We start from the raw sequence: 18,655 nt of genomic DNA, 5'->3' as shown, positions 1-18,655 counted from the left end.
CACCTCACACCACCTCGCGCCATTGGCCTGGTTGCAGATCGCCGAGCGTCACCGAATCCATCTGTACCCGAATCAGCCGCAAGGTCGGCAGCCCGACGGCGGCTGTCATGCGTCGCACTTGCCGATTGCGGCCTTCGCGAATGGTTACTTCTAACCAGGCATCGGGAACGGACTTGCGAACGCGGATCGGCGGTTCGCGCGGCGGCACCACCGGTGCGGGATCGAGCACGCCCACTTGGGCGGGCAGACACGGCCCATCGCTCAGCACCACGCCATCGGACAGCTGGCGCAAGGCCTCGACATCCGGAGTGCCTTCGACTTGGACCCAGTAGGTTTTGCGTTTGCCGTGCCGCGGATCGGTCAGGCGATTGGCTAAGCGGCCGTCATCGGTGAGTAGCAGCAGGCCCTCGGAGTCGTAATCGAGGCGGCCCGCGGGATACACATCCTCGGGCAGGCCGAATTCGGCCAAGGTACGACGCGGCGGCTCACTGCGGTCCGTGAACTGCGTCAGCACCTGAAACGGTTTGTAGAAGGCAATCAGCAACGGCTTAATTTACCGCCAGTAATCACGCACCCACGGCGTGGGGCGAATCTTGCGATACCACTTGCTGCCTTTACCGGCCAGCGCATCCTCGGGCTTGGGATCGCCGTGGAACACGATGACCTTGGCACCCTCGGGGATCTTAGGCGTGGTGATGTAACTCAGTGGACCCAGCGCTACGCAATCGTGCTTGAACGAAGGGCACCAGGTATCCGGCCAGTGTTGCCAGCGACCACGCGAATGAAACCAGTGCGACAGGAACTCCTGCTCGTTACGGTAGATGGCCTTGTCGCCATCCCATGCCGCGATGAAATCCTCGAGCACCTGCGGATCCTCGCCGGCGTTGAACCGCAGCACCGAGGTGTTGCCGACGAAGTCATCGCCACGCACACGAATCATGCGGTAATCACGCACCACGCAGATCTCGCCGGGCTTGTACTCGAACAGCGGATCGAGACGGTCAACGATCACCACATCAAGATCAAGAAACAGCGTCATGCCCTTAAGATCGCCGAGCGGGCTGGCGAACATGGCCAGCTTGCGCCAACCGTGAGCGAAGTTGGTATCGGCCGGACCCGCCGACGGAATCGGCAGCGATTCGATGCCGGGATTGAAACCCTCGGCATTATCGGTAATGCAGATAAAGCGGTGCGGACGTGCCAGGTAGCGCTGCACCATGTTGTGCAGAATGTTGACGTACTCGGGGCCGAACTTGGTGCCCCATTTCATGCAGATTACATTGACGACATCCTGTCGTGGCTGCATGGATGTCATTGCAGCACCTTAGCGGCGGCCTCTTTGTCGCGCAGCTGCGCCAAGTCACGCAACATGGTCGGCAAGGCGGCGATGATTTCCATGCGCTCCTTAAAGGACACCGGCGTACCGGCAGCCACGGGATTGTCCATGTCCATGACCTCACCGCTCTCGAGCTGGTCCATGTACAGGAAAATCTCTTCGACAAAGTCATAGCTCTCGAGCCATGCATCCCACTGCGTTTCGCGCAGGCCGATACCGGTAAAGAATCCGCGCGCCCAATCGCCGCCGGCCTCAATGCTGTCGGCCTCGGCGTTGTTGAAATCCTCTTCGTCGGGGAGCCACATCAGCGGCGTGAGTTCCTCGGGGATGGACTCGGCATCGTGCGCGACGCGCTCGCGGACCGACTCCAGGTGCAGCGTCAGCAAATCCTGCGCCTGACGACGCACATCGGCGTCGACATTGGCTGCGTTCTCGCCCCAGATGATGGGCTCCCATTCCTCGAACGGAACGGGTTCGGGCGACAGAACCAGCGCGGTCATGTAGCCGTCGAGCGCTTCCAGGTTCATGCCCATATGGTTGATGGCATGCTCATCGAGCCAATTGGACAGACGGTCTACCTGCTCATCGGACAGGGCGGTGAATTCAGTGGTCATGATGGGCTCTGCAAATTCAGTTCAGTTCCCAGTGTAACGACTTGCGCGCCGGCAAACAAAAACCCCGCAAACGCGTGATGCGTTGCGGGGCGTAGGCACCACTAAGAAGTGGTGCTCGGATCGAAGTCGCGTAAGGGGTTACTTGACTTCGAATTCCTTGGAGGACACCACAGCGCCGTTCAGGCTGATGTCGACCTTGTACTTGCCGGCCGGCATGCCGGTGGCGTTGCTCAAATCGAACGCCGTGTTACCGGTGCCGTTAAAGTTGATTTGGCTTTCCTTGGCGGTGTTGGGGATTTCGGTGGTGCCGAAATACCACTTGGCGCCCAGGGTGCCCGGAACGGTTGCGGCCATGTCCGAGGTGCTGGTGCTCACCGAAACGTAGACCTTGTCGATCGGCTTAAAGGTGGTGCCGGTGGCCGAGACCTTGCTGTCGGCGCCGATGGCGTTACCCAGGTCGACCGACGTCACGGAGACGGTAGCGGCCGGTGCGGTGACCGGAGCGACCGGTGCGGTTTCTTCTTTCTTCTTGCAGCCGACCATGGCGGCCGTAGCCAGCACGGCGGCAGCGGCAACAACGTAAATGCGATTAGCCTTCATTGTCTGATCCCTTAAATACAGTCTTAATTGTCTAGAACGGTAGATTATTCGGCGCGGGCCGGAATCTTGAGCACTTGGCCCGGGAAAATCTTGTCCGGGTTTTCGAGCTGGTCGGTATTGGCTTCGAAAATATCGCGCCAATGATTGGCCGAACCATAGAACTGCTTGGAGATACCCGACAGGGTGTCGCCCTTTTCAACAGTGTAGGTTTGTTCGCCGGCACCGCCGCCGGCACCGGAGCCGCCGGTGATTTCTTCGGTAGATTGAACGCCCGATTGGAAGCCGCTCAGGTCAGGGGTTTCGGTGTTGCTCATTGCTCGTCTCCTAGTGCAAAGGTGAAACACGCCTTTACTCTGGCATGACGATCGTTAAGGAATCATTGTGATCTTGGCAAAATCGCTGAACGCCGAATTACTGCCGTTCGTCGCGATACGCCCGCGGGATCGGATGGGCCGGGGTGGCGCGCCATGGGTTGATGTCCAGACCGCCGCGGCGGGTATACCGCGCATCGACGCTCAATGTTTTAAGACGCAGCCGCATCAGGTCGCAGTAGATCCGCTCAACGCACTGCTCGTGGAACTCGCAGTGATCACGGAAACTGACGATGTATCGCAACAGCGACTCGCGATCGATCTGGGGTCCGGTATAGGCGATTCGCAGGCTGGCCCAGTCGGGTTGCGACGTCACCGGGCAGTTGGACTTGAGCAGCTGCGAGGTCAGCACCTCCTGCACCACCGTACCCGCATCCGCATTCAGGAGGCTCGAGTCCGGCGGACCGTAATGGCTGATCTCAACATCGAGCGTATCCAAGTCGAAGACCGGATCCTTACGCCCATCCCACCAGCGCTCCTGGGTTCCCGCGAACTCGGGCAGGCCGACCTGCACTTCGACATCGGCGCCGGCGACAGCCGACAGATCGTTGTCGATACGATCCAGCAAGGTCCCGATGTTGTCGAGACGGGCGGAGTTGAACGAGTTGAGATACAGCTTGAGCGACTTGGATTCGATCAGGAATGGCGAATAGCCCGGCACCGTCAGGGTCAGCGTGGTGACCTGCGGCTTGCCTTTGGCATTGAGCCAGCTGACCTCGTACGCATGCCAGCGATCGTGCCCGATGAAGGGCATGAACTCCTCGCCGGTGGACTCGCGTCCGTCGGCGCTGATCAGGCCGCGGCGGCCATGGGCACGCGGAATCGGAAACAGCAGTCCGGGATCGTACTGCGCGGGATATTCGACACTGCGGCCAAGAGTTGAGTCGTGCGGGTGATTCATGCCTTAATTCTATTCCATGGATACCAAACTCAGCGGCCGCGCAGCAGAACGGCAACTCGTGCAAGCTCTCGGTCCGTTCGGACTGGCGGCAGTGATCGTCAACATCATCGTGGGTGCCGGTATCTTTGCCATGCCATCGCGCCTGTTTGAGCGGCTCGGGCCCTCGGCACCGTTGGCGTTTGTGCTCGGCGCCCTGGCAATCATTCCCATCTCGATGTGTTTTGCGGCCGCCGGATCGCGTGCTGCCACGACGGGTGGTCCCTACACCTATGGCCGCGCCGCCTTTGGTCCTTTGATCGGTTTTGTTGCCGGCTCTCTGATGTGGATCTGCAACGTCGCATCCAGCGGCGGTGTGGCCGCAGCGCTGATGGATCAGCTGCAGGCCTTTATTCCGGTCGTGGGTACGGAGACGGGTCGCCGCGTGGCCATCGTGCTGGTGTATGTGTTGCTGCTTGCGCTCAATCTGTTTGGCATCAAGCTCGGTTCGCGTGCCATCAACGTGTTGGCAGGTCTCAAGCTCACGCCCCTGTTTGTGCTGGCGATTATCGGCATGGCTTTTGTGGACTGGTCGCAGGTGAGCTTTACCCGGTGGCCGGCCTGGGCCGCAATGGGACCGGCCATGATCTTAGTGATCTTTGCCTACTCCGGTATTGAGACTGCGCTAATTCCCTCGGGCGAGGTGCAGGATCCGTCGCGGAATGTGCCACGCGCCACGCTCATCGGTACGTTGCTGGTCGTCATCTTGTATGTGTCGTTGCAGATTGTGACGCAAGGTCTGCTCAAGGCCGATCTGGCCGGCACCAGGACGCCGATTGCAGATGCGGCGGGTGTGCTGTTGCCGATCGCACGCACTGCCTTGCTGCTAACCGCCTGTGTATCCATGCTCGGCTTTCTGATGGGCAACTTGCTCGCCTCGTCACGTCTGCTGTTTGCATTGGGACGTGATGGTTACTTGCCCAAAGCACTGGGCTCGTTGGATTCGCGTTACCACGTACCGCGCACCGCGTTGATTCTGCATGCCATAGGCGGTACTTTGCTCGCGCTCGGCGGTAACTTCGAATCGCTCGCCACCATGAGCGGCGGCGCCAACTGTATGGTCTATGCCTTGGTCTGCGCAGCGGCTTGGAAACTGCAAGCATCCAATGTGCAGGAACACGGCACGCCATTCCGCTTGCCGCTCGGACCGCTGGTTCCGCTGATTTCGATTGGCATCATGGCCGCCATCCTGCTGACCTTGCCACTCACCGAATGGAAAGCCATCGCCACTTGGTTAGCAGCGCTGATCGTTCTGTACTTTGGTTTGCACATGGCACGCCGCTCAACGCGCACGCCCGTCAACTGATCGCAATGCGTTAAGGATCAGGCGTCAGGCGTAGAGGCCAGGTAGTCGGCCGACTGCATTTCAATCAGGCGCGATGCGGTCCGTTCAAACGGCATCGCGAGTTTGGCGCTGGTGCACAGCGAGACCGGATCGGCTGCAGCGGTGCACACCAGATTGATGCGGCGATCATAGAGCTCATCGATCAGATACACGAAGCGCCGACCGGCATCGTCATTGCTGCCGTCGAACGCAGGAATCCCGCCGACGAGCACCGTGTGGAACTCGGTCGCGATCTCGATATAGTCCGATGGCGAGCGCGGGCCCTCGCACAATGCAGCGAAATCAAACCGGGCCACACCATCGGCCACGCCGCGCACGGCGATCTCGCGATCGTTGATTTCCAGCGGCGTCACGCTCGCGTGATGCCCATGTGTCAGTTCCGCAAAGCGGCCGGCGATCCAGGCATTGCTTTGCGCATCGAGCGGCGCGCGATACACCGGCGATTGCGTCAACGCCCGCAGGCGATAGTCGGTGGCGCTGTCCATGTGCAGCACCTCGCAATGCGATTTTAGCGCCGCGATGGCCGGCAGGAATCCGGCGCGCTGCAGACCGTCCTTGTACAGCCCGTCGGGTTCGATGTTCGATGTCGTCACCAGGGTAACGCCCTGTGCGAACAGCGCATCGAGCAGACGGCCGAGCACCATCGCATCGCCAATGTCATTGACAAAAAATTCGTCCAGCACCAGCAGGCGCGCGGTGGCGGCCAGTTCTGCCGCAATCTGCACTAGCGGATCGCGTTCGCCCTGGTGGGTCCGCAGACGCGCATGCAACTCGCGCATAAACCGGTGGAAGTGTGTGCGGCGCTTGGGGATGCCTTCGACCGCATCGAACAGCAGATCGACCAGAAAGGTCTTGCCGCGACCGACACCGCCATACAGATACAGGCCCTGTACCGCAGACGACGCAGCGGAGCCGCCACCGAACAGGCGACCTAGCAGCGACGAGGAGCGTGCGGGTGCCGTCTGCAGCGCGGTATGGATGCGGTCCAGCGATTGCAGGACCCGCAGTTGCGCAGGATCCGATTGCCACTCGCCCGCAGTGATCCCTTGGGCATAACGCGCCGACGGCTTCATGCGCCGGGCAAGTAACGTTTGATGGAGTGCTTGATCACACCCCGCAGATCCATCAGGCGGCGATGAAAGAAGTGGGTGGTCTCCGGCACTTTGACCAGTTCCGGCGGCTCGGCGAGACCTTGGAGCGACTCGACCCAGTCATACACTTTGGTCGGGTCCACGATCTCATCGGCACCACCCTGGATGATCAGCCACGGACACTGCGGCAGTTCGAGTGCCTTGAAGTCCCAGCTACGACCGACCGGCGGTGCGATGCTGATCAGGTATTTGGCGTCCAGCCGGCGTGCATTGCGGATGGCCACATAGGCACCGAAACTGAAACCGGCCAGCCACAGCTCGTAGCCCGGAAAGCGCCGGCGGGCTTCGGCCACGACGGCGGCCAGATCGTCGGATTCGCCTTCGCCATGGTCAAACGAGCCGACCGAGGCACCGACCGAACGGAAGTTGAAACGGACGGTAGCCACTCCGCTCTCGCGCAGTGCGCGGGCGGTCATGGTCACGACCTTATTATGCAAAGACCCGCCCTCGGTAGAGAGCGGGTGACAGATGACCGCAACTACGGGTTGCGCAACGGCGTCGGTCTCAGGGCCCTCGAAGATGGCTTCGAGTGGCCCGATGGGGCCGTCAACGCGAACCGAATCGGCGCTCATGCCGGCTCCGGATTACTGAGCGAGCATCCACTCAACGGTGGCTTTGATTTGTTCATCGCTCACGGACGGGTTACCGCCACGGGCAGGCATCACGCCGGCAGCGCCGGTGAAGCCTTCAATTGCGTGCTTGATCAGGGTTTCTTCGCCCTTGGCCAGGCGAGCCTTGAACTGACCGCCGGCCAGCGTCGGTGCGCCGCCCGAACCGGACTTGTGGCAAGCGCCACACAGGCCGTCATAGATGACCTTGCCATCGAGCGTGCCACCAAAGGCGACATTGGCCTTGGCGCGAGCCAGCGCGGCATCGGCGGCGGCTTGCTTGCGCAGATCACCCTCGGCACCGGCGTAGACCGAACCGGTCGGCGCAATGCGGTTGACCGTTTGCTGTTGAGCGCTCTTGCTGACCTCGGGCGGGATGGACTTGCCGAGGTGAATACCTGCAAAAATCAGGGCCACCATGACCGCGAGAAGGAACAGGATCACCAGCGAGAAGCGTTTCAGGAATTCAAGGTCGTAATTACGCACAAGTGCACCTTAAGGGTCAGTTCGAGACCGGAACGCATGGTATGTGCGTCCGACCGCAGAGGACAATATCAACAAGCCAGCCCCAGGAAGGCCCAGCAAAACGGGATTAGTTTAACTCAAGCATCCGCCACTGGCGAGTTTTTTGCCTTTACCCAGCCGCCGGCGACGATGCCGAGCTCGTACAGTGCCATCATGGGCAGTGCCAACAGCAGCTGCGACAGAATGTCCGGCGGCGTCAGAATAGCGGCAATGATAAAGATCACCACCACCGCATAGCCGCGCCACTCACGCAACTGCGAAGGCGTGACCGCACCCAGCGCGACCGCCACCACCAGCGCCACCGGCAGCTCAAACGACAGCCCGAACGCCAGAAAGATCACCAGCACAAAGTCGAGATAGTGCGTGATGTCCGTCATCATGGCCACGCCCGTGGGGGTAGTCTTGGCCAGAAACCCGAACACGGTGGGCAACACCAGAAAGTAGGCGAAGGCGCAGCCGATATAGAACAGCAACACCGCAGAGACGAGCAAGGGCCGGGCGAGGCGCTTTTCACGCTGATAGAGACCGGGCGCCACGAACGACCACAACTGGTACAGCGCCCACGGCGCACTGAGCACCATGGCCACCACCAGCGCCAGCTTTAGCGGCGTAAAGAACGGAGCCGCCACATCAATGGCGATGAGCTGCCCGCCGGCGGGCAGTTTGTCGAGCAGAGGTTTGGCCAGCCAGCCGTACAGTTTGTTGGCAAACGGCAGCAACGCCAGCAGGACCAGCAACCAGCCGGCAACCGCCTTGAGCAAACGCGAGCGCAGTTCTAATAGGTGATCAATAAGGCGCTCAGGTGGCGCAGCGCTCTGCTCAGCGCTCATCGCGATGCTCCGTAACCTCGCGTTGGACCGAGTCGGCGCCGCGACGAATCTCGTCCTCGGCATCCCGCAGGGCCTGCTGCGTTTCGCGCAGGGAGCGCTTGAGATCCTCGGCCGCCAGCTCCTGCTCGAATTCTGCCTTGACGGCGAACCATTGGGCCCGCGCCTTGCGCACCATGAGACCCACGTAGCGGGCCGCCGTCGGCAACCGACGGGGGCCCAGGACGACCAAGGCTACCAATAAGGTGAGCAGGATCTCACTGAATCCGACGTCAAACACGGGTCAAGGTTCCATCCGGTCCGAACGACGGCCACTCAGAGCGCCGCCGCACATCGGTTGGATTAAGGCGTCCGATCGCCGTTGGAGTCGGTGCCGGTGCGGGTGGTGTCCGCCGTGCTGTCTTGGGTGTCCGCGTTGGGACGATGCTCGAGCGGGGGACGCGGAGCGTTAGGATCTTCATCGCGCATGCCTTGCTTGAAGCCCTTAACGGCCTCGCCCAGATCCTGGCCGACGTTGCGCAGACGCTTGGTGCCGAACACGATCACCACGATCGCCAACACGACCAACCAATGCCAAATGCTAAAACTGCCCATGATTTGTCAGGCCACCGAAACCGTTTGGATAGTCCTTAAGAATAGCGCAAAATAGGGACGCCCTATGAATTCATATATTGCTCCCGCTGCCGGCAAGCCGCACGTCCTTCTGGTCAATCTCGGCACGCCCGATGCGCCCACGCCCACGGCGGTACGGCGCTATCTCCGGCAATTTCTGTCGGATGAGCGCGTCGTCGACTTGCCGCGCTGGAAGTGGCTGCCGATCCTCAATCTGGTGATCCTGCCGTTGCGCAGCGGCCCGGTGTCGCGCAAATACCGCGAGATCTGGACTGCGCAAGGCTCGCCGCTGGCTGTGGAGACGGCCGCACTGGCCGCCCGGCTCGGCGAACTCCGGCCCGACTGGGAGGTTGCTGCTGCAATGCGCTACGGCAATCCGGACATGGCGGCCACGCTGCGCGCCTGGGTTGCCGCCGGCGTCAAGGACGTCCGTGTCTTGCCGCTGTATCCGCAATACTCGATCACTACAGTCGCCTCGGTGCAGGATGTGGTCGATGCCGTTGCCCCCGGTGCAAACGTCGTTCCGCCCTATTTTGCGCATCCGGCCTGGCTCGACGCGGTCGCTGACAGCATTCGTCGCAGCTGGGAGCAACATGGCCGCGGCGAGCATCTGCTGTTTTCGTTCCACGGAATCCCGCAACGTCTGGCCGACGCCGGCGATCCGTACCCCGAGCAAAATGCCTTCGCCGCTGCTGAAATTGCGCGCCGACTGGGCTTGACGCTAGAGGACTGGACTCTGACTCACCAGTCACGGTTCGGACGGGAGCCGTGGCTTTTGCCCGACACGCAATCCACTGCCGTGCAGCTCACGCTCGAGGGCACGCGCACGATTGATATCGTGACTCCCGGTTTTGCCGTCGATTGTCTGGAGACGCTCGAGGAACTGCAGATCGGTGTTGCCGCCAAGGTGCAGGCTGCCGGTGGTCGCGCGCGCGTTATTCCCTGCCTCAACGGCGCTCCGGAACATGCCGCCGCGCTGGCGAATTGGGTTGATCGACATGCGTGAGCGCCAACGCTTCGAAGTGCAGACTGTGTTCGGTCACATTCGTGGTTGGCGTTTCGAAGCACCCTCGGCCACCGCTCCGCGCGTGCTGGCCTTGCATGGCTGGCTGGACAACAGCGCCAGTTTTTTGCCGGTGGCACCATGGCTGGAACAGTGCGAACTGGTTGCCATTGATCAGATCGGTCATGGTGAAAGTGATCATCTGCCGATCTCGTCCGATTACACCGCGCTGACCTTAACGCGTTGCGGTCTTGCTGTAGTCGATGCCTTGGGCTGGCACCGTTTCAGTCTGCTGGGTCACTCGCTCGGCTCGGTCGTGTGCAGTCTGATCGCGGCGGCGGTGCCTTCGCGCGTTGATCGCTTTGTTGCGATTGAAGCACTGGGCGCACTGACGCATCCGGCCGAGCAAACCGCCGAACGCTTTCGCGAAGCGCTCGAAGCCGCGGCCCGTCCGCGTCGGCCGTTGCGGGTGTTTCAGTCTCTGGACGAGGCCATCGCGCTGCGCATGCAAGTGAATCACCTGAGCGAGCCGGTCGCACGTCTACTGGTAGAGCGCGGCGTGGATGCGTTTGAAGACGGCTTTGTGTGGTCCTCGGATCAGCGATTGACGCAACCCACCGCGTTTCGTCTGACGGAGCCGCAGGCACTCGATCTGATCCGCGGTATTGCTTGCCCCACTCGCGTGATTCTGGCCGATCCGCCGCAGTCTTATTTTCCCGATGCCATGCGCCGCCATCGTGTGACGCAACTGCAGAGCGCCGGTCTGCACATCGTTGACGGGACGCACCATCTGCACATGGAAGACCCGGACACGATCGGTCCGCTGGTTGCCGAATTTCTTGAGCGTGCCGCCAACTAACGGCGGTCGGTAGCGGCCAAATAAAGTTGCGGAGTCATCAGTCGCGCTGCATTGAGTCGCAACAAGGGGCCATTGTTGCTCAACCATTGTTCCGCACGGCGATAGTCGGGTAGACGCAAACCCACCTCATGCCAGAACGCACGGTCGTGCGCCATGTGCAGCAGATGGCACAGCTCATGCACCACCAGATAATCAAAGACGTAATCGGGCGCTAACGCGAGCGAACGTTCCAAGGTCATGGATCCCGTCGATGACATCGAGCCCCACAGACTGTCCACATTTTTAAACACAAGTCGCGAAGGCAATCGCGGCATCCCCTCGCCCCAAGTTTGCAGAGCGACATGTGCGCGCGTGCGAGCCTGTGCTTCGTAGAACTGTCGCAGTGCCGCGCCAAACCGATGCGTTGCGACAGCAGCCGGCGGAGCCTGCGCGATGATGCGGCCTTCGCGCAGTTGTAGAACGAGTGAGCGTCCGTGTTGCCACTCCAGCGGTACGGACTCGCCCCATAGCGGCACCGCTGACGTGATCTGCACTTGCGGCAACGGCACGGCGTGCGCAATTAAACGTCCCCATTGCTCGCGGATCCACGGTGTGAACTCATGCAGGACCGATGCGGGGGCTTTGTATTGGCGCGGTGGCAGGCTCACGGTAAAACCGTGGCCGCGAAACTTGCAGCGCGCTGCACGAGCGCGCGGTTCACGACGCAAGCGCACCGGAATGAACTCGTCACCGTGACGCAACTGCAGATGATCGCCTTCGAGATGCGTCCACTCCGCGTCCGAAGGCGTAGCGGGCGCCGCCGACAACAACTGCCGTAGGCGCTCGGTCAGTGTCATTGCACCGGGGTAAACCGGAATTCAGCTGCGAGCACCCGGAACAGCTCGGCCAACTCGCCATGCATCAGGGCCAGCAATGCATCGCGTTCGGCGCGGGCATCGTCGGCATCACCGGTATCCAGATTTTCAGTTGCGGCCTCGAGCAGTTTGATCTTGCGCACGACCAGATCGTCGCCAAAGGTCAGACCGACGCGATCGTTATAGATCAGCGCCAGTCGCACGACCTGGAAACCGGCTTCGATATGTTGCCGCAGTTCTTCGCTGGCCAGATCCATGCGGGCCACTTTGATCGTGGCGCCCTGCTCGGCCGGATCCTGCAGTTCGGCCTCGAGCCCGAGCACCAGGCCCTCGGGCATGTCACCACCCATCAGCCACGAAGTCAGGATCTGACGCGGCGACTGTTCGGCATTCAACGGCAAGGCCGGGAACGAACTCATGGCCCGACGAATTTCGCTGACAACATTTTCCGCTTGCTTGCGCGATGCCGTATCAACGGCAATCCAACCTTTGGCCGTGTCCAGGATCGCGGTGGTGCGTGCGGATTTAATGAAGGCCTTGGGCAGCATCTCGAGAATCAAGTCGCTCTTGATCTGCGCGCGCTTCTTGGAACCGGGACGACGGCCATCGGCCTTTTCGATCTCACGCAGTTTCTTCTGCAGCGCTTCGTTGACGACAGCACCGGGCAGCAAGCGTTCCTGTTGTGCGCTATGTACTGCCAGCACCGGACCCTGTTCCATCTTCAGTACTTCGGAGTCTTCGCCATAGGGCGACACGAATCCGCGCGATACCAGTTCGAGACCTTGCACCGGCTTGAGTTCGCAGTCCTGCAGCTGCTCATCGAAATGGCTCCATTCCAAGGTCGGAGAAAACAGAAAAAACGTAGCGTTCTTAAACAACATGGATCAATAACTCTCTAACGGCACGCGTCGTCGCGAACCGCAATCAATGCAAATGAAATTACGAAGGGTTCCGCTCGCTGCCGAGCCAATTGCTGACGGTGTTGCCTTCGGCCGGCAACGAAGAACCTAACGAACGGAAATCAAACAGCGACGGATCGGACAATTGCGAAGGCCGGATGTCGCCCAGCGCGTTCGCCATGGACTCGAGACGCCCCGGATGCTCACGCTCCCACTGCTTGAGCATCAAACCCACTTGCTTGCGTTGCAGATTTTCCTGCGAGCCGCACAAGTTGCACGGAATGATCGGGAAGGCTTTAGCCGTCGCGTACTCGACGATGTCGCTTTCCTGCACATAGGCCAGCGGACGAATCACGATGTGCTTGCCGTTGTCGCTTTGCAGCTTGGGCGGCATGCCGCTGATCTTGGCGTGATGGAACAGATTGAGGAAGAACGTGGCCAGCAAGTCATCGCGATGATGACCCAATGCAATCTTGTTGTAGCCATGTTCCTCGGCGTAGGTGTACAACGCACCACGACGCAGACGCGAACACAGCGAGCACATCGTCTTGCCCTCGGGCACCACGCGCGTCACAACCGAGTACGTATCCTGCTCAATGATGTGGAAGGGCACGCCGATCGCCTGCAGATACTCAGGCAGAATGTGTTCCGGGAAATCGGGCTGCTTCTGATCCAGGTTGACCGCCAGGATCTCAAAGTTCACCGGCGCCTTTTGCTGAAGCTGCAGCAGGATGTCGAGCATCGTGTAACTGTCTTTGCCGCCCGACAGACAGACCATGACCCGATCGCCCTCTTCGATCATGTTGAAGTCGGCGATGGCTCGGCCCACCTGGTGGCGCAAGCGCTTGGCCAGCCGTTGCTGCTCGTGCGCGTGCTTGCGCGAACGGAGCACGGGCGCGGCCAACGGCAGCACGGCGGGATCGGCGGCCGGATGCATGGGGAGATTTGTAGTCATCAGCCCGACATTATAAGCTGGCCGCATGGATGACCTCGACTCGAGCAAAGCGGCAATGTGGCTGGTTCAGCTGCGCCAGGAACACCGCGATCTGGATGCGGCGATCGGATCGTTGCAGGCCTCTGTCCGCCGCGACGAGCTGGCCATCACACGCCTGAAAAAGCGCAAGCTGCAGCTAAAAGACGCCATTACCCGGCTCGAGTCGGAACTGATTCCCGACGAACCCGCTTAATCGGCCGACGACGGCTCCACCCGGGCGTATTGCACGGCGATCAGCACCGCTACCGCCAGCAAGATGGCCGCCAGATACCAGGGCGCTCCCGGCATCGGAGTCGCCACGTCTTGGCTGATAAAGGCACTAAAGACGCCCGAGAACAGCAAAGGTCCGCCAATGCCGGCAAGCGATACCAGCGACGACAGCGAGCCCTGAATACGGCCCTGCACGTCCTTGCCGACGCTGCGAGTAATGATGGCCTGCGCCGCCGGACCACTGAGCGCCCACAGCGCACTGATCGGAATCCCCAGCCAGAAAATCCAGCCCTGAGTAGCCAGCCCGTAGAGCGCAAATCCCAGCGCACCGGCAGTCAGACCCAGCACCATGGCCCGTCGTTCGCCGAGACGACGCGTGATTCTGCCGACGGCAAAACCGTTGACCACCACACTGGAGACACCAACGGCGACTAATACCGCTGCGACTTGCTGCGGACCCCAGCCGTAACGATAGTCGGCATACAGCACGAAGATGGTCGGATAAATGTAGTGGGCCAAATTGGCGATCAGGATGATCGCGGCCAGGGGCCAGATCGCCCGATATTGTCCTAACAGTGCGAACGAGCCGATCGGATTGGCCTTGCCCCATTGAATGTTCTTGCTGCGATGCTCCGGCGCCAGCGATTCGGGCAGTATAAACAGGCCGTAAAGCCCGTTGAGGAGAGCCAGACCGGCCGCAAACCAGAACGGCCAGTGCAGATTGTGTGCGCCCAAGGTGCCGCCAATGGCCGGGCCCAGGATAAATCCGATTCCGAAGGCCGCGCCGATCATGCCGAACGACTTGGCGCGCTGCTCGGGCTCGGTCACATCGGCAATATACGCATTGGCTGTAGTGAACGAAGCGGAAGTCACTGCCGAAATACAGCGACCCACCAGCAACCACGTCAGATTGGGGGCCAGCGCCATCAGGATGAAGTCGAGTCCCAGTCCCAGGCAGGACAGCAGAATCACCGGGCGACGCCCGTAGCGATCGGACAGTGCGCCCTGAATCGGTGCACTGACGAACTGGATGGCGGCAAACAGCGTGCCGAAAATGCCAATCCAGTGCGAGGCGGTGGCATCACTGCCGCCGACAAAATCCTTAATCAACTGTGGCAGCACCGGAATGATGACGCCAAACGCAATGACGTCAATCAGTACGGTGATGAAGATAAAGATCAGCGCGGCCTGCCGGCGCGAACCGGTGATGGGTGACAGGGCAGTCATCGGAAAAGGTCCCGGGGGGGCAGAGGGCCGCGCTGGGGCGCGCCGGCGCTTAGCGGTTAGCGCCGGTCAACACCGACAAACTGCAGGAATTCAGCGCGGGTGTGCGGATCGTCGCGGAACTGGCCGAGCAGGGTCGAGGTGATCATGCCGACGCCGCGTTTGTGCACGCCACGGGTGGTCATGCATTCGTGCGAGCCTTCGATCACGACGCCGACGCCCAGCGGTTGCAGCACTTCCTGGATCACGTGCGCAATTTGCGAGGTCATTTTTTCCTGGACCTGCAGGCGCTTGGCGTAGGCCTCGAGCACGCGGGCGAGCTTGCTAATGCCAACCACGCGGCCGTTGGGCAGGTAACCGATATGGGCCTTGCCGATAATCGGCGCGAGATGGTGCTCGCAATGCGACTCGTAGGGGATGTCACGCAGCACGATCATCTCGTCGTAGCCCTCGACCTCTTCGAAGGTGCGCTTGAGGTACTCGGAGGGATCCATGAGGTAACCGGCAAACCATTCTTCGTAGGCCTTGACCACGCGTTTTGGGGTGTCAATGAGGCCCTCGCGGCTCGGATCGTCACCGGCCCAGCTCAGTAGGGTGCGGACGGCCGCCTCGGCCTGATCGCGCGTGGGCTTGGAATTGACGGGCGCATCGCTCATGAAGAATCTCTAAGGAACTACGGATAGAGTCATAGTTTAGCGGGTTGCACCCGTGACGATGACATTTTGATCGGCGGCAAACGGGCTGGGGTGTTAGTCTATTCGGTCTGGTATTAGGGTGAATCGACGGGTTTGATGGACGCTTGGCAGCGCTGCTTGGAACGGCTTGAGGCCGAATATCCCATTGGAGACGTGCAGATGTACGTCGCCTCGCTGCAGCCGTTGATGCGTGGCGATGCCTTCGTGCTGCTGGCACCCAATGCGTACGCGCTCGAGCAGGTTCGCAGCGATTTTCTGCCGCGCATTCGCGAGCTGGTCCGTCATTTCATGCAAGTCGAGGATGTCCAGCTCGAAGTGGGCTCCCTGCCCTCCAGCAAACCGCTATTGCCGGCCACTTCTGCTGCTGTGGGCAGTGCGCCGACCCGCGTGACTGGCCCTTCGACCTTGTTTGACCCGTCCGAAAGCAACGGTGACGATGAGCTCGCCGGCGATTTTCACGGCTACATGGACAGTCAGTTCACCTTTGACAACTTTGTCGAAGGCCGCAGCAACATGATGGCGCGCGCCGCTGCTCTGCAGGCTGCCGAGAATCCCGGTCAACGCACCAACAACCCGCTGTTACTGTTCGGCGGCACCGGTGTGGGTAAGACCCACCTGATGTTTGCGGCCGGCAACGAGATCAAACGCCGCAACCCCAAGGCGCGCGTTCTGTACCTGAGCTCGCAGCAGTACCTCAACGGGTTCCGCCGCGCCGTACTGAACCAGAGGCAGGAAGAATTCAAGCGCCAATTCCGGCAAATCGACTGTCTGCTGGTCGATGACGTGCAGTTCCTGGCGCGTGGTGAAGCCACGCAAGAGGAGTTCTTCTACACGTTCAACACCTTATTTGACGGTCAGAAACAGCTGATTTTGACCTGCGACCGGTACCCGAAAGAGGTCGACGGGCTGCATTCGCGACTCAAATCGCGGCTGGCGTCGGGTCATGCGGTGGCAGTCGATCCGCCGGATTTTGAGACCCGCGCCAATATCGTGGCCCGCAAAGCGATGGATCGCGGCCATTTCATCCCCGATGACGTGGCCATGCTGCTGGCCAAACGCATCCAGTCCAACGTGCGTGAGCTCGAAGGCGCCCTCAATACCCTGATTGCCAACGCTAATTTCACCGGCCAGGCGATTACGGTCGAGTTTGCGCAGGAAACGCTCAAGCACCTGTTCCAGTCGCAGCGCCAGTCGCTTTCGATTCCTAACATCATCAAAGTCGTGGCAGACTATTACGGCTTGCAGATCAAAGATCTGTTGGGACCGGGACGACGCGCTACTGTGGTATTGCCACGGCATATGGCCATGGCGCTCGCCAAGGAACTGACTGACGAAAGTTTGCCGGGAATTGGCGATGCCTTTAGCGGGCGCGACCATACCACGGTGTTGCACGCCTGCCGTCGCATCCAGGAAAAGATCCGGACCGACGGCAAGGTGCATCAGGACTGGGAGAAATTGATCCGCAAATTGTCCGAATAAGCTGTGTACGGACGCGGGCACAAGATGTGCAGCAATTGGTGACAACCTGTGGATAACTCAAGGTCACCAATCAAGCGGCAAAGTTTTCCACAAGTTGTACCCAAGGCTTCAACCCTGTTTTACCAGAGTTATCCTTGCCAGAAAATCGTTGTAAATCAAATAGTTATGCATGGTTTCCAACGGTTTTTAGGCACACTACTACCACTACCGTTTTGATTTATACACAAGAGTGTATAGAGCTTACCAAAGGACCCTTCCGTGCGTTTTACCCTCCAACGCGAAGTCTTTCTCAAAGCCCTGACGCAGGTCATCAACGTCGTCGAACGCCGGCACACGCTTCCGGTTCTGAGCAACCTGCTGGTCCAAATTCAAGATGGGCGCATGTCGTTGACGGCTACGGACATGGAGGTGGAGATGATTTCCCGCATCGCGGTCGAAGACTCCGAGAACGGCGAGATCACGATTCCGGCCCGCAAGATGTACGATCTGGTCCGCGCGTTGCCCGACGGCAGCCGTATCACGGTCAAGGTCAACCAGGAACGCGTCACGATCACATCGGGCAAGTCCAAGTTCGCACTTTCCACCTTGCCGAGCCTGGATTTCCCTTCGATTGATGAAATTGATGCAACCGAATCGCTGGAGATTCCGGAGTCGGCTCTGCGTGAAATGATTGATCGCACCGCCTTTGCGATGGCCAATCAGGACGTCCGTTTTTATCTGAACGGCCTGCTGTTCGATCTGCGCACCAACTCGTTGCGTTGTGTGGCCACCGACGGTCACCGTCTGGCCCTGTGCGAGCATCAGCTGGATACCCCGCAAGCCACGCCGCGCCAGATCATTCTGCCGCGCAAGGGTGTGCAGGAGCTGCAACGCCTGCTCGAAGGCGGTGATCGCGTGCTGAAAATGCAAATCGGCCGGGGCCACATCCGCGTCGAACGCGAGGACCTGTGCTTTACCTCCAAGCTGATCGACGGCAAATTCCCCGATTACGAGGGCGTGATGGCCATTGGCGCGGATCAGAGCATCCGTGCCGACCGCGAAGTGCTGCGCTCGGCGCTGCAACGTGCCGCGATCGTCGCCAACGACAAGTACAAGGGCGTGCGCCTGGAAATCAATGACGGCAAGGTCCACATTTCGTCCAATAACCCCGATCAGGACGAAGCCAACGAAGAACTCGAAGCCGAAACCACGATCAATGGCCTGGAAATGGGTTTTAACGTGGTCTATTTGCTTGATGCACTGACTTCGCTGCGCGACGACCAGATCGTCATCAAGGTCAAGGATGCCAATTCCTCGGCGCTGGTGCAGGAAGCCTCGAACGAACGTTGCCGCCACGTGGTCATGCCGCTGCGTCTGTGACGGTTAGTTGTCTCCGGTTTCACCGCAAAGCGCCCACCCAGTGGGCGTTTTGCTTATGTTTCACGTGAAACATTGCTGTCCAACGGGATCTGGCGTGCTGCAGGCCCCGCCTATGCCCGTAGAATCCTTACTTCCCTTCTCTTTGCCGCGCTG

23 protein-coding genes are annotated in these 18,655 nt (G+C 60.4%); 6 read left to right on the top strand and 17 right to left on the bottom strand.

What is annotated here, in order from left to right; all coding sequences use genetic code 11:
• Positions 1 to 4: 4 nt before the first annotated feature.
• From V3390_RS02910 to queF, 6 genes are all read right to left on the bottom strand, one after another.
• The gene (locus V3390_RS02910) at positions 5 to 544 is read right to left on the bottom strand and encodes a pseudouridine synthase (RefSeq protein ID WP_331703281.1); all 540 of its coding nucleotides are present in this window, start codon (positions 542 to 544) and stop codon (positions 5 to 7) included.
• Positions 545 to 553: 9 nt separating this feature from the next.
• Positions 554 to 1,315, bottom strand: a complete 762-nt coding sequence (locus V3390_RS02905) for a glycosyltransferase family protein (protein WP_331703280.1) — start codon at positions 1,313 to 1,315, stop codon at positions 554 to 556.
• Complete coding sequence (locus V3390_RS02900) at positions 1,312 to 1,950, bottom strand: UPF0149 family protein (RefSeq protein ID WP_331703279.1); 639 nt, start codon at positions 1,948 to 1,950, stop codon at positions 1,312 to 1,314. The genes V3390_RS02905 and V3390_RS02900 overlap by 4 nt, the downstream gene beginning before the upstream one ends.
• 138 nt (positions 1,951 to 2,088) lie before the next feature.
• Positions 2,089 to 2,550: a hypothetical protein gene (locus tag V3390_RS02895; protein ID WP_331703278.1), complete on the bottom strand. Its 462-nt coding sequence runs from the start codon at positions 2,548 to 2,550 to the stop codon at positions 2,089 to 2,091.
• 44 nt (positions 2,551 to 2,594) lie between these two features.
• Positions 2,595 to 2,864, bottom strand: a complete 270-nt coding sequence (locus V3390_RS02890) for a LysM peptidoglycan-binding domain-containing protein (RefSeq protein ID WP_331703277.1) — start codon at positions 2,862 to 2,864, stop codon at positions 2,595 to 2,597.
• A gap of 97 nt (positions 2,865 to 2,961) precedes the next feature.
• Positions 2,962 to 3,822, bottom strand: a complete 861-nt coding sequence (gene queF, locus V3390_RS02885) for an NADPH-dependent 7-cyano-7-deazaguanine reductase QueF (RefSeq protein ID WP_331703276.1) — start codon at positions 3,820 to 3,822, stop codon at positions 2,962 to 2,964.
• 16 nt (positions 3,823 to 3,838) lie between these two features.
• Here queF and V3390_RS02880 point away from each other — a divergent pair, with 16 nt between their 5' ends.
• Positions 3,839 to 5,164, top strand: a complete 1,326-nt coding sequence (locus V3390_RS02880) for an APC family permease (protein WP_331703275.1) — start codon at positions 3,839 to 3,841, stop codon at positions 5,162 to 5,164.
• Positions 5,165 to 5,181: 17 nt separating this feature from the next.
• On the opposite strand, the gene zapE is transcribed toward V3390_RS02880, so the two are convergent.
• The 6 genes from zapE to tatA all read right to left on the bottom strand — a co-directional run bounded on the left by zapE (position 5,182) and on the right by tatA (position 8,908).
• Entirely contained in the window at positions 5,182 to 6,276 is a 1,095-nt protein-coding gene (gene zapE / locus V3390_RS02875) for a cell division protein ZapE (RefSeq protein WP_331703274.1), read from the bottom strand.
• The gene (locus V3390_RS02870; RefSeq protein ID WP_331703273.1) at positions 6,273 to 6,926 is read right to left on the bottom strand and encodes an alpha/beta hydrolase; all 654 of its coding nucleotides are present in this window, start codon (positions 6,924 to 6,926) and stop codon (positions 6,273 to 6,275) included. The genes zapE and V3390_RS02870 overlap by 4 nt, the downstream gene beginning before the upstream one ends.
• A 12-nt stretch (positions 6,927 to 6,938) precedes the next feature.
• Positions 6,939 to 7,448 carry a c-type cytochrome gene (locus tag V3390_RS02865; protein ID WP_331703272.1) on the bottom strand — a complete coding sequence of 170 codons (510 nt, stop codon included), beginning with the start codon at positions 7,446 to 7,448 and terminating at the stop codon, positions 6,939 to 6,941.
• Positions 7,449 to 7,564: 116 nt separating this feature from the next.
• Positions 7,565 to 8,317, bottom strand: coding sequence for a twin-arginine translocase subunit TatC (gene tatC, locus V3390_RS02860; protein ID WP_331703271.1), 753 nt, complete (start codon positions 8,315 to 8,317; stop codon positions 7,565 to 7,567).
• Positions 8,307 to 8,594, bottom strand: a complete 288-nt coding sequence (gene tatB / locus V3390_RS02855) for a Sec-independent protein translocase protein TatB (protein WP_331689325.1) — start codon at positions 8,592 to 8,594, stop codon at positions 8,307 to 8,309. The genes tatC and tatB overlap by 11 nt, the downstream gene beginning before the upstream one ends.
• Before the next feature lie 62 nt (positions 8,595 to 8,656).
• Positions 8,657 to 8,908, bottom strand: a complete 252-nt coding sequence (gene tatA, locus V3390_RS02850) for a Sec-independent protein translocase subunit TatA (protein ID WP_331689324.1) — start codon at positions 8,906 to 8,908, stop codon at positions 8,657 to 8,659.
• 64 nt (positions 8,909 to 8,972) lie between these two features.
• On the opposite strand from tatA, the gene hemH reads away from it, so the two are divergent.
• Together hemH and V3390_RS02840 are read left to right on the top strand one after the other, a co-directional pair.
• Positions 8,973 to 9,932, top strand: a complete 960-nt coding sequence (gene hemH, locus V3390_RS02845) for a ferrochelatase (protein ID WP_331703270.1) — start codon at positions 8,973 to 8,975, stop codon at positions 9,930 to 9,932.
• Positions 9,925 to 10,788 (top strand): alpha/beta fold hydrolase, encoded by an 864-nt coding sequence (locus tag V3390_RS02840; RefSeq protein WP_331703269.1) that lies wholly within the window; start codon positions 9,925 to 9,927, stop codon positions 10,786 to 10,788. Before hemH ends, V3390_RS02840 begins: the two co-directional genes overlap by 8 nt.
• Here the strand turns inward: V3390_RS02840 and V3390_RS02835 are convergent.
• The 3 genes from V3390_RS02835 to ttcA are packed head-to-tail and all read right to left on the bottom strand — an operon-like array spanning position 10,785 to position 13,496.
• Entirely contained in the window at positions 10,785 to 11,624 is an 840-nt protein-coding gene (locus V3390_RS02835; RefSeq protein ID WP_331703268.1) for a M48 family metallopeptidase, read from the bottom strand. The two genes, V3390_RS02840 and V3390_RS02835, sit on opposite strands and share 4 nt — an antisense overlap.
• Positions 11,621 to 12,523, bottom strand: a complete 903-nt coding sequence (locus V3390_RS02830; RefSeq protein ID WP_331703267.1) for a recombination-associated protein RdgC — start codon at positions 12,521 to 12,523, stop codon at positions 11,621 to 11,623. Before V3390_RS02830 ends, V3390_RS02835 begins: the two co-directional genes overlap by 4 nt.
• A gap of 58 nt (positions 12,524 to 12,581) precedes the next feature.
• Positions 12,582 to 13,496 (bottom strand): tRNA 2-thiocytidine(32) synthetase TtcA, encoded by a 915-nt coding sequence (ttcA, locus tag V3390_RS02825; protein WP_425492986.1) that lies wholly within the window; start codon positions 13,494 to 13,496, stop codon positions 12,582 to 12,584.
• A gap of 25 nt (positions 13,497 to 13,521) precedes the next feature.
• On the opposite strand from ttcA, the gene V3390_RS02820 reads away from it, so the two are divergent.
• Complete coding sequence (locus V3390_RS02820) at positions 13,522 to 13,728, top strand: YdcH family protein (protein WP_331689319.1); 207 nt, start codon at positions 13,522 to 13,524, stop codon at positions 13,726 to 13,728.
• On the opposite strand, the gene V3390_RS02815 is transcribed toward V3390_RS02820, so the two are convergent.
• Both V3390_RS02815 and folE read right to left on the bottom strand, forming a co-directional pair.
• Positions 13,725 to 14,972, bottom strand: a complete 1,248-nt coding sequence (locus V3390_RS02815) for a TCR/Tet family MFS transporter (RefSeq protein ID WP_331703266.1) — start codon at positions 14,970 to 14,972, stop codon at positions 13,725 to 13,727. The genes V3390_RS02820 and V3390_RS02815 overlap by 4 nt on opposite strands.
• A gap of 56 nt (positions 14,973 to 15,028) precedes the next feature.
• Complete coding sequence (folE, locus tag V3390_RS02810) at positions 15,029 to 15,625, bottom strand: GTP cyclohydrolase I FolE (RefSeq protein ID WP_331689317.1); 597 nt, start codon at positions 15,623 to 15,625, stop codon at positions 15,029 to 15,031.
• 135 nt (positions 15,626 to 15,760) lie between these two features.
• On the opposite strand from folE, the gene dnaA reads away from it, so the two are divergent.
• Together dnaA and dnaN are read left to right on the top strand one after the other, a co-directional pair.
• Entirely contained in the window at positions 15,761 to 17,143 is a 1,383-nt protein-coding gene (gene dnaA / locus V3390_RS02805) for a chromosomal replication initiator protein DnaA (RefSeq protein ID WP_331689316.1), read from the top strand.
• 258 nt (positions 17,144 to 17,401) lie between these two features.
• Positions 17,402 to 18,502 (top strand): DNA polymerase III subunit beta, encoded by a 1,101-nt coding sequence (gene dnaN / locus V3390_RS02800; RefSeq protein ID WP_331689315.1) that lies wholly within the window; start codon positions 17,402 to 17,404, stop codon positions 18,500 to 18,502.
• Positions 18,503 to 18,655: the final 153 nt, after the last annotated feature.

Source organism: Aquilutibacter rugosus, assembly GCF_036541335.1.
In the GTDB taxonomy this organism is placed as follows: Bacteria; Pseudomonadota; Gammaproteobacteria; order Xanthomonadales; family Xanthomonadaceae; genus Aquilutibacter; species Aquilutibacter rugosus.
The sequence above is the reverse complement of the archived record's forward strand: the minus strand, read 5'-3'. Positions and strand labels throughout refer to the sequence as shown.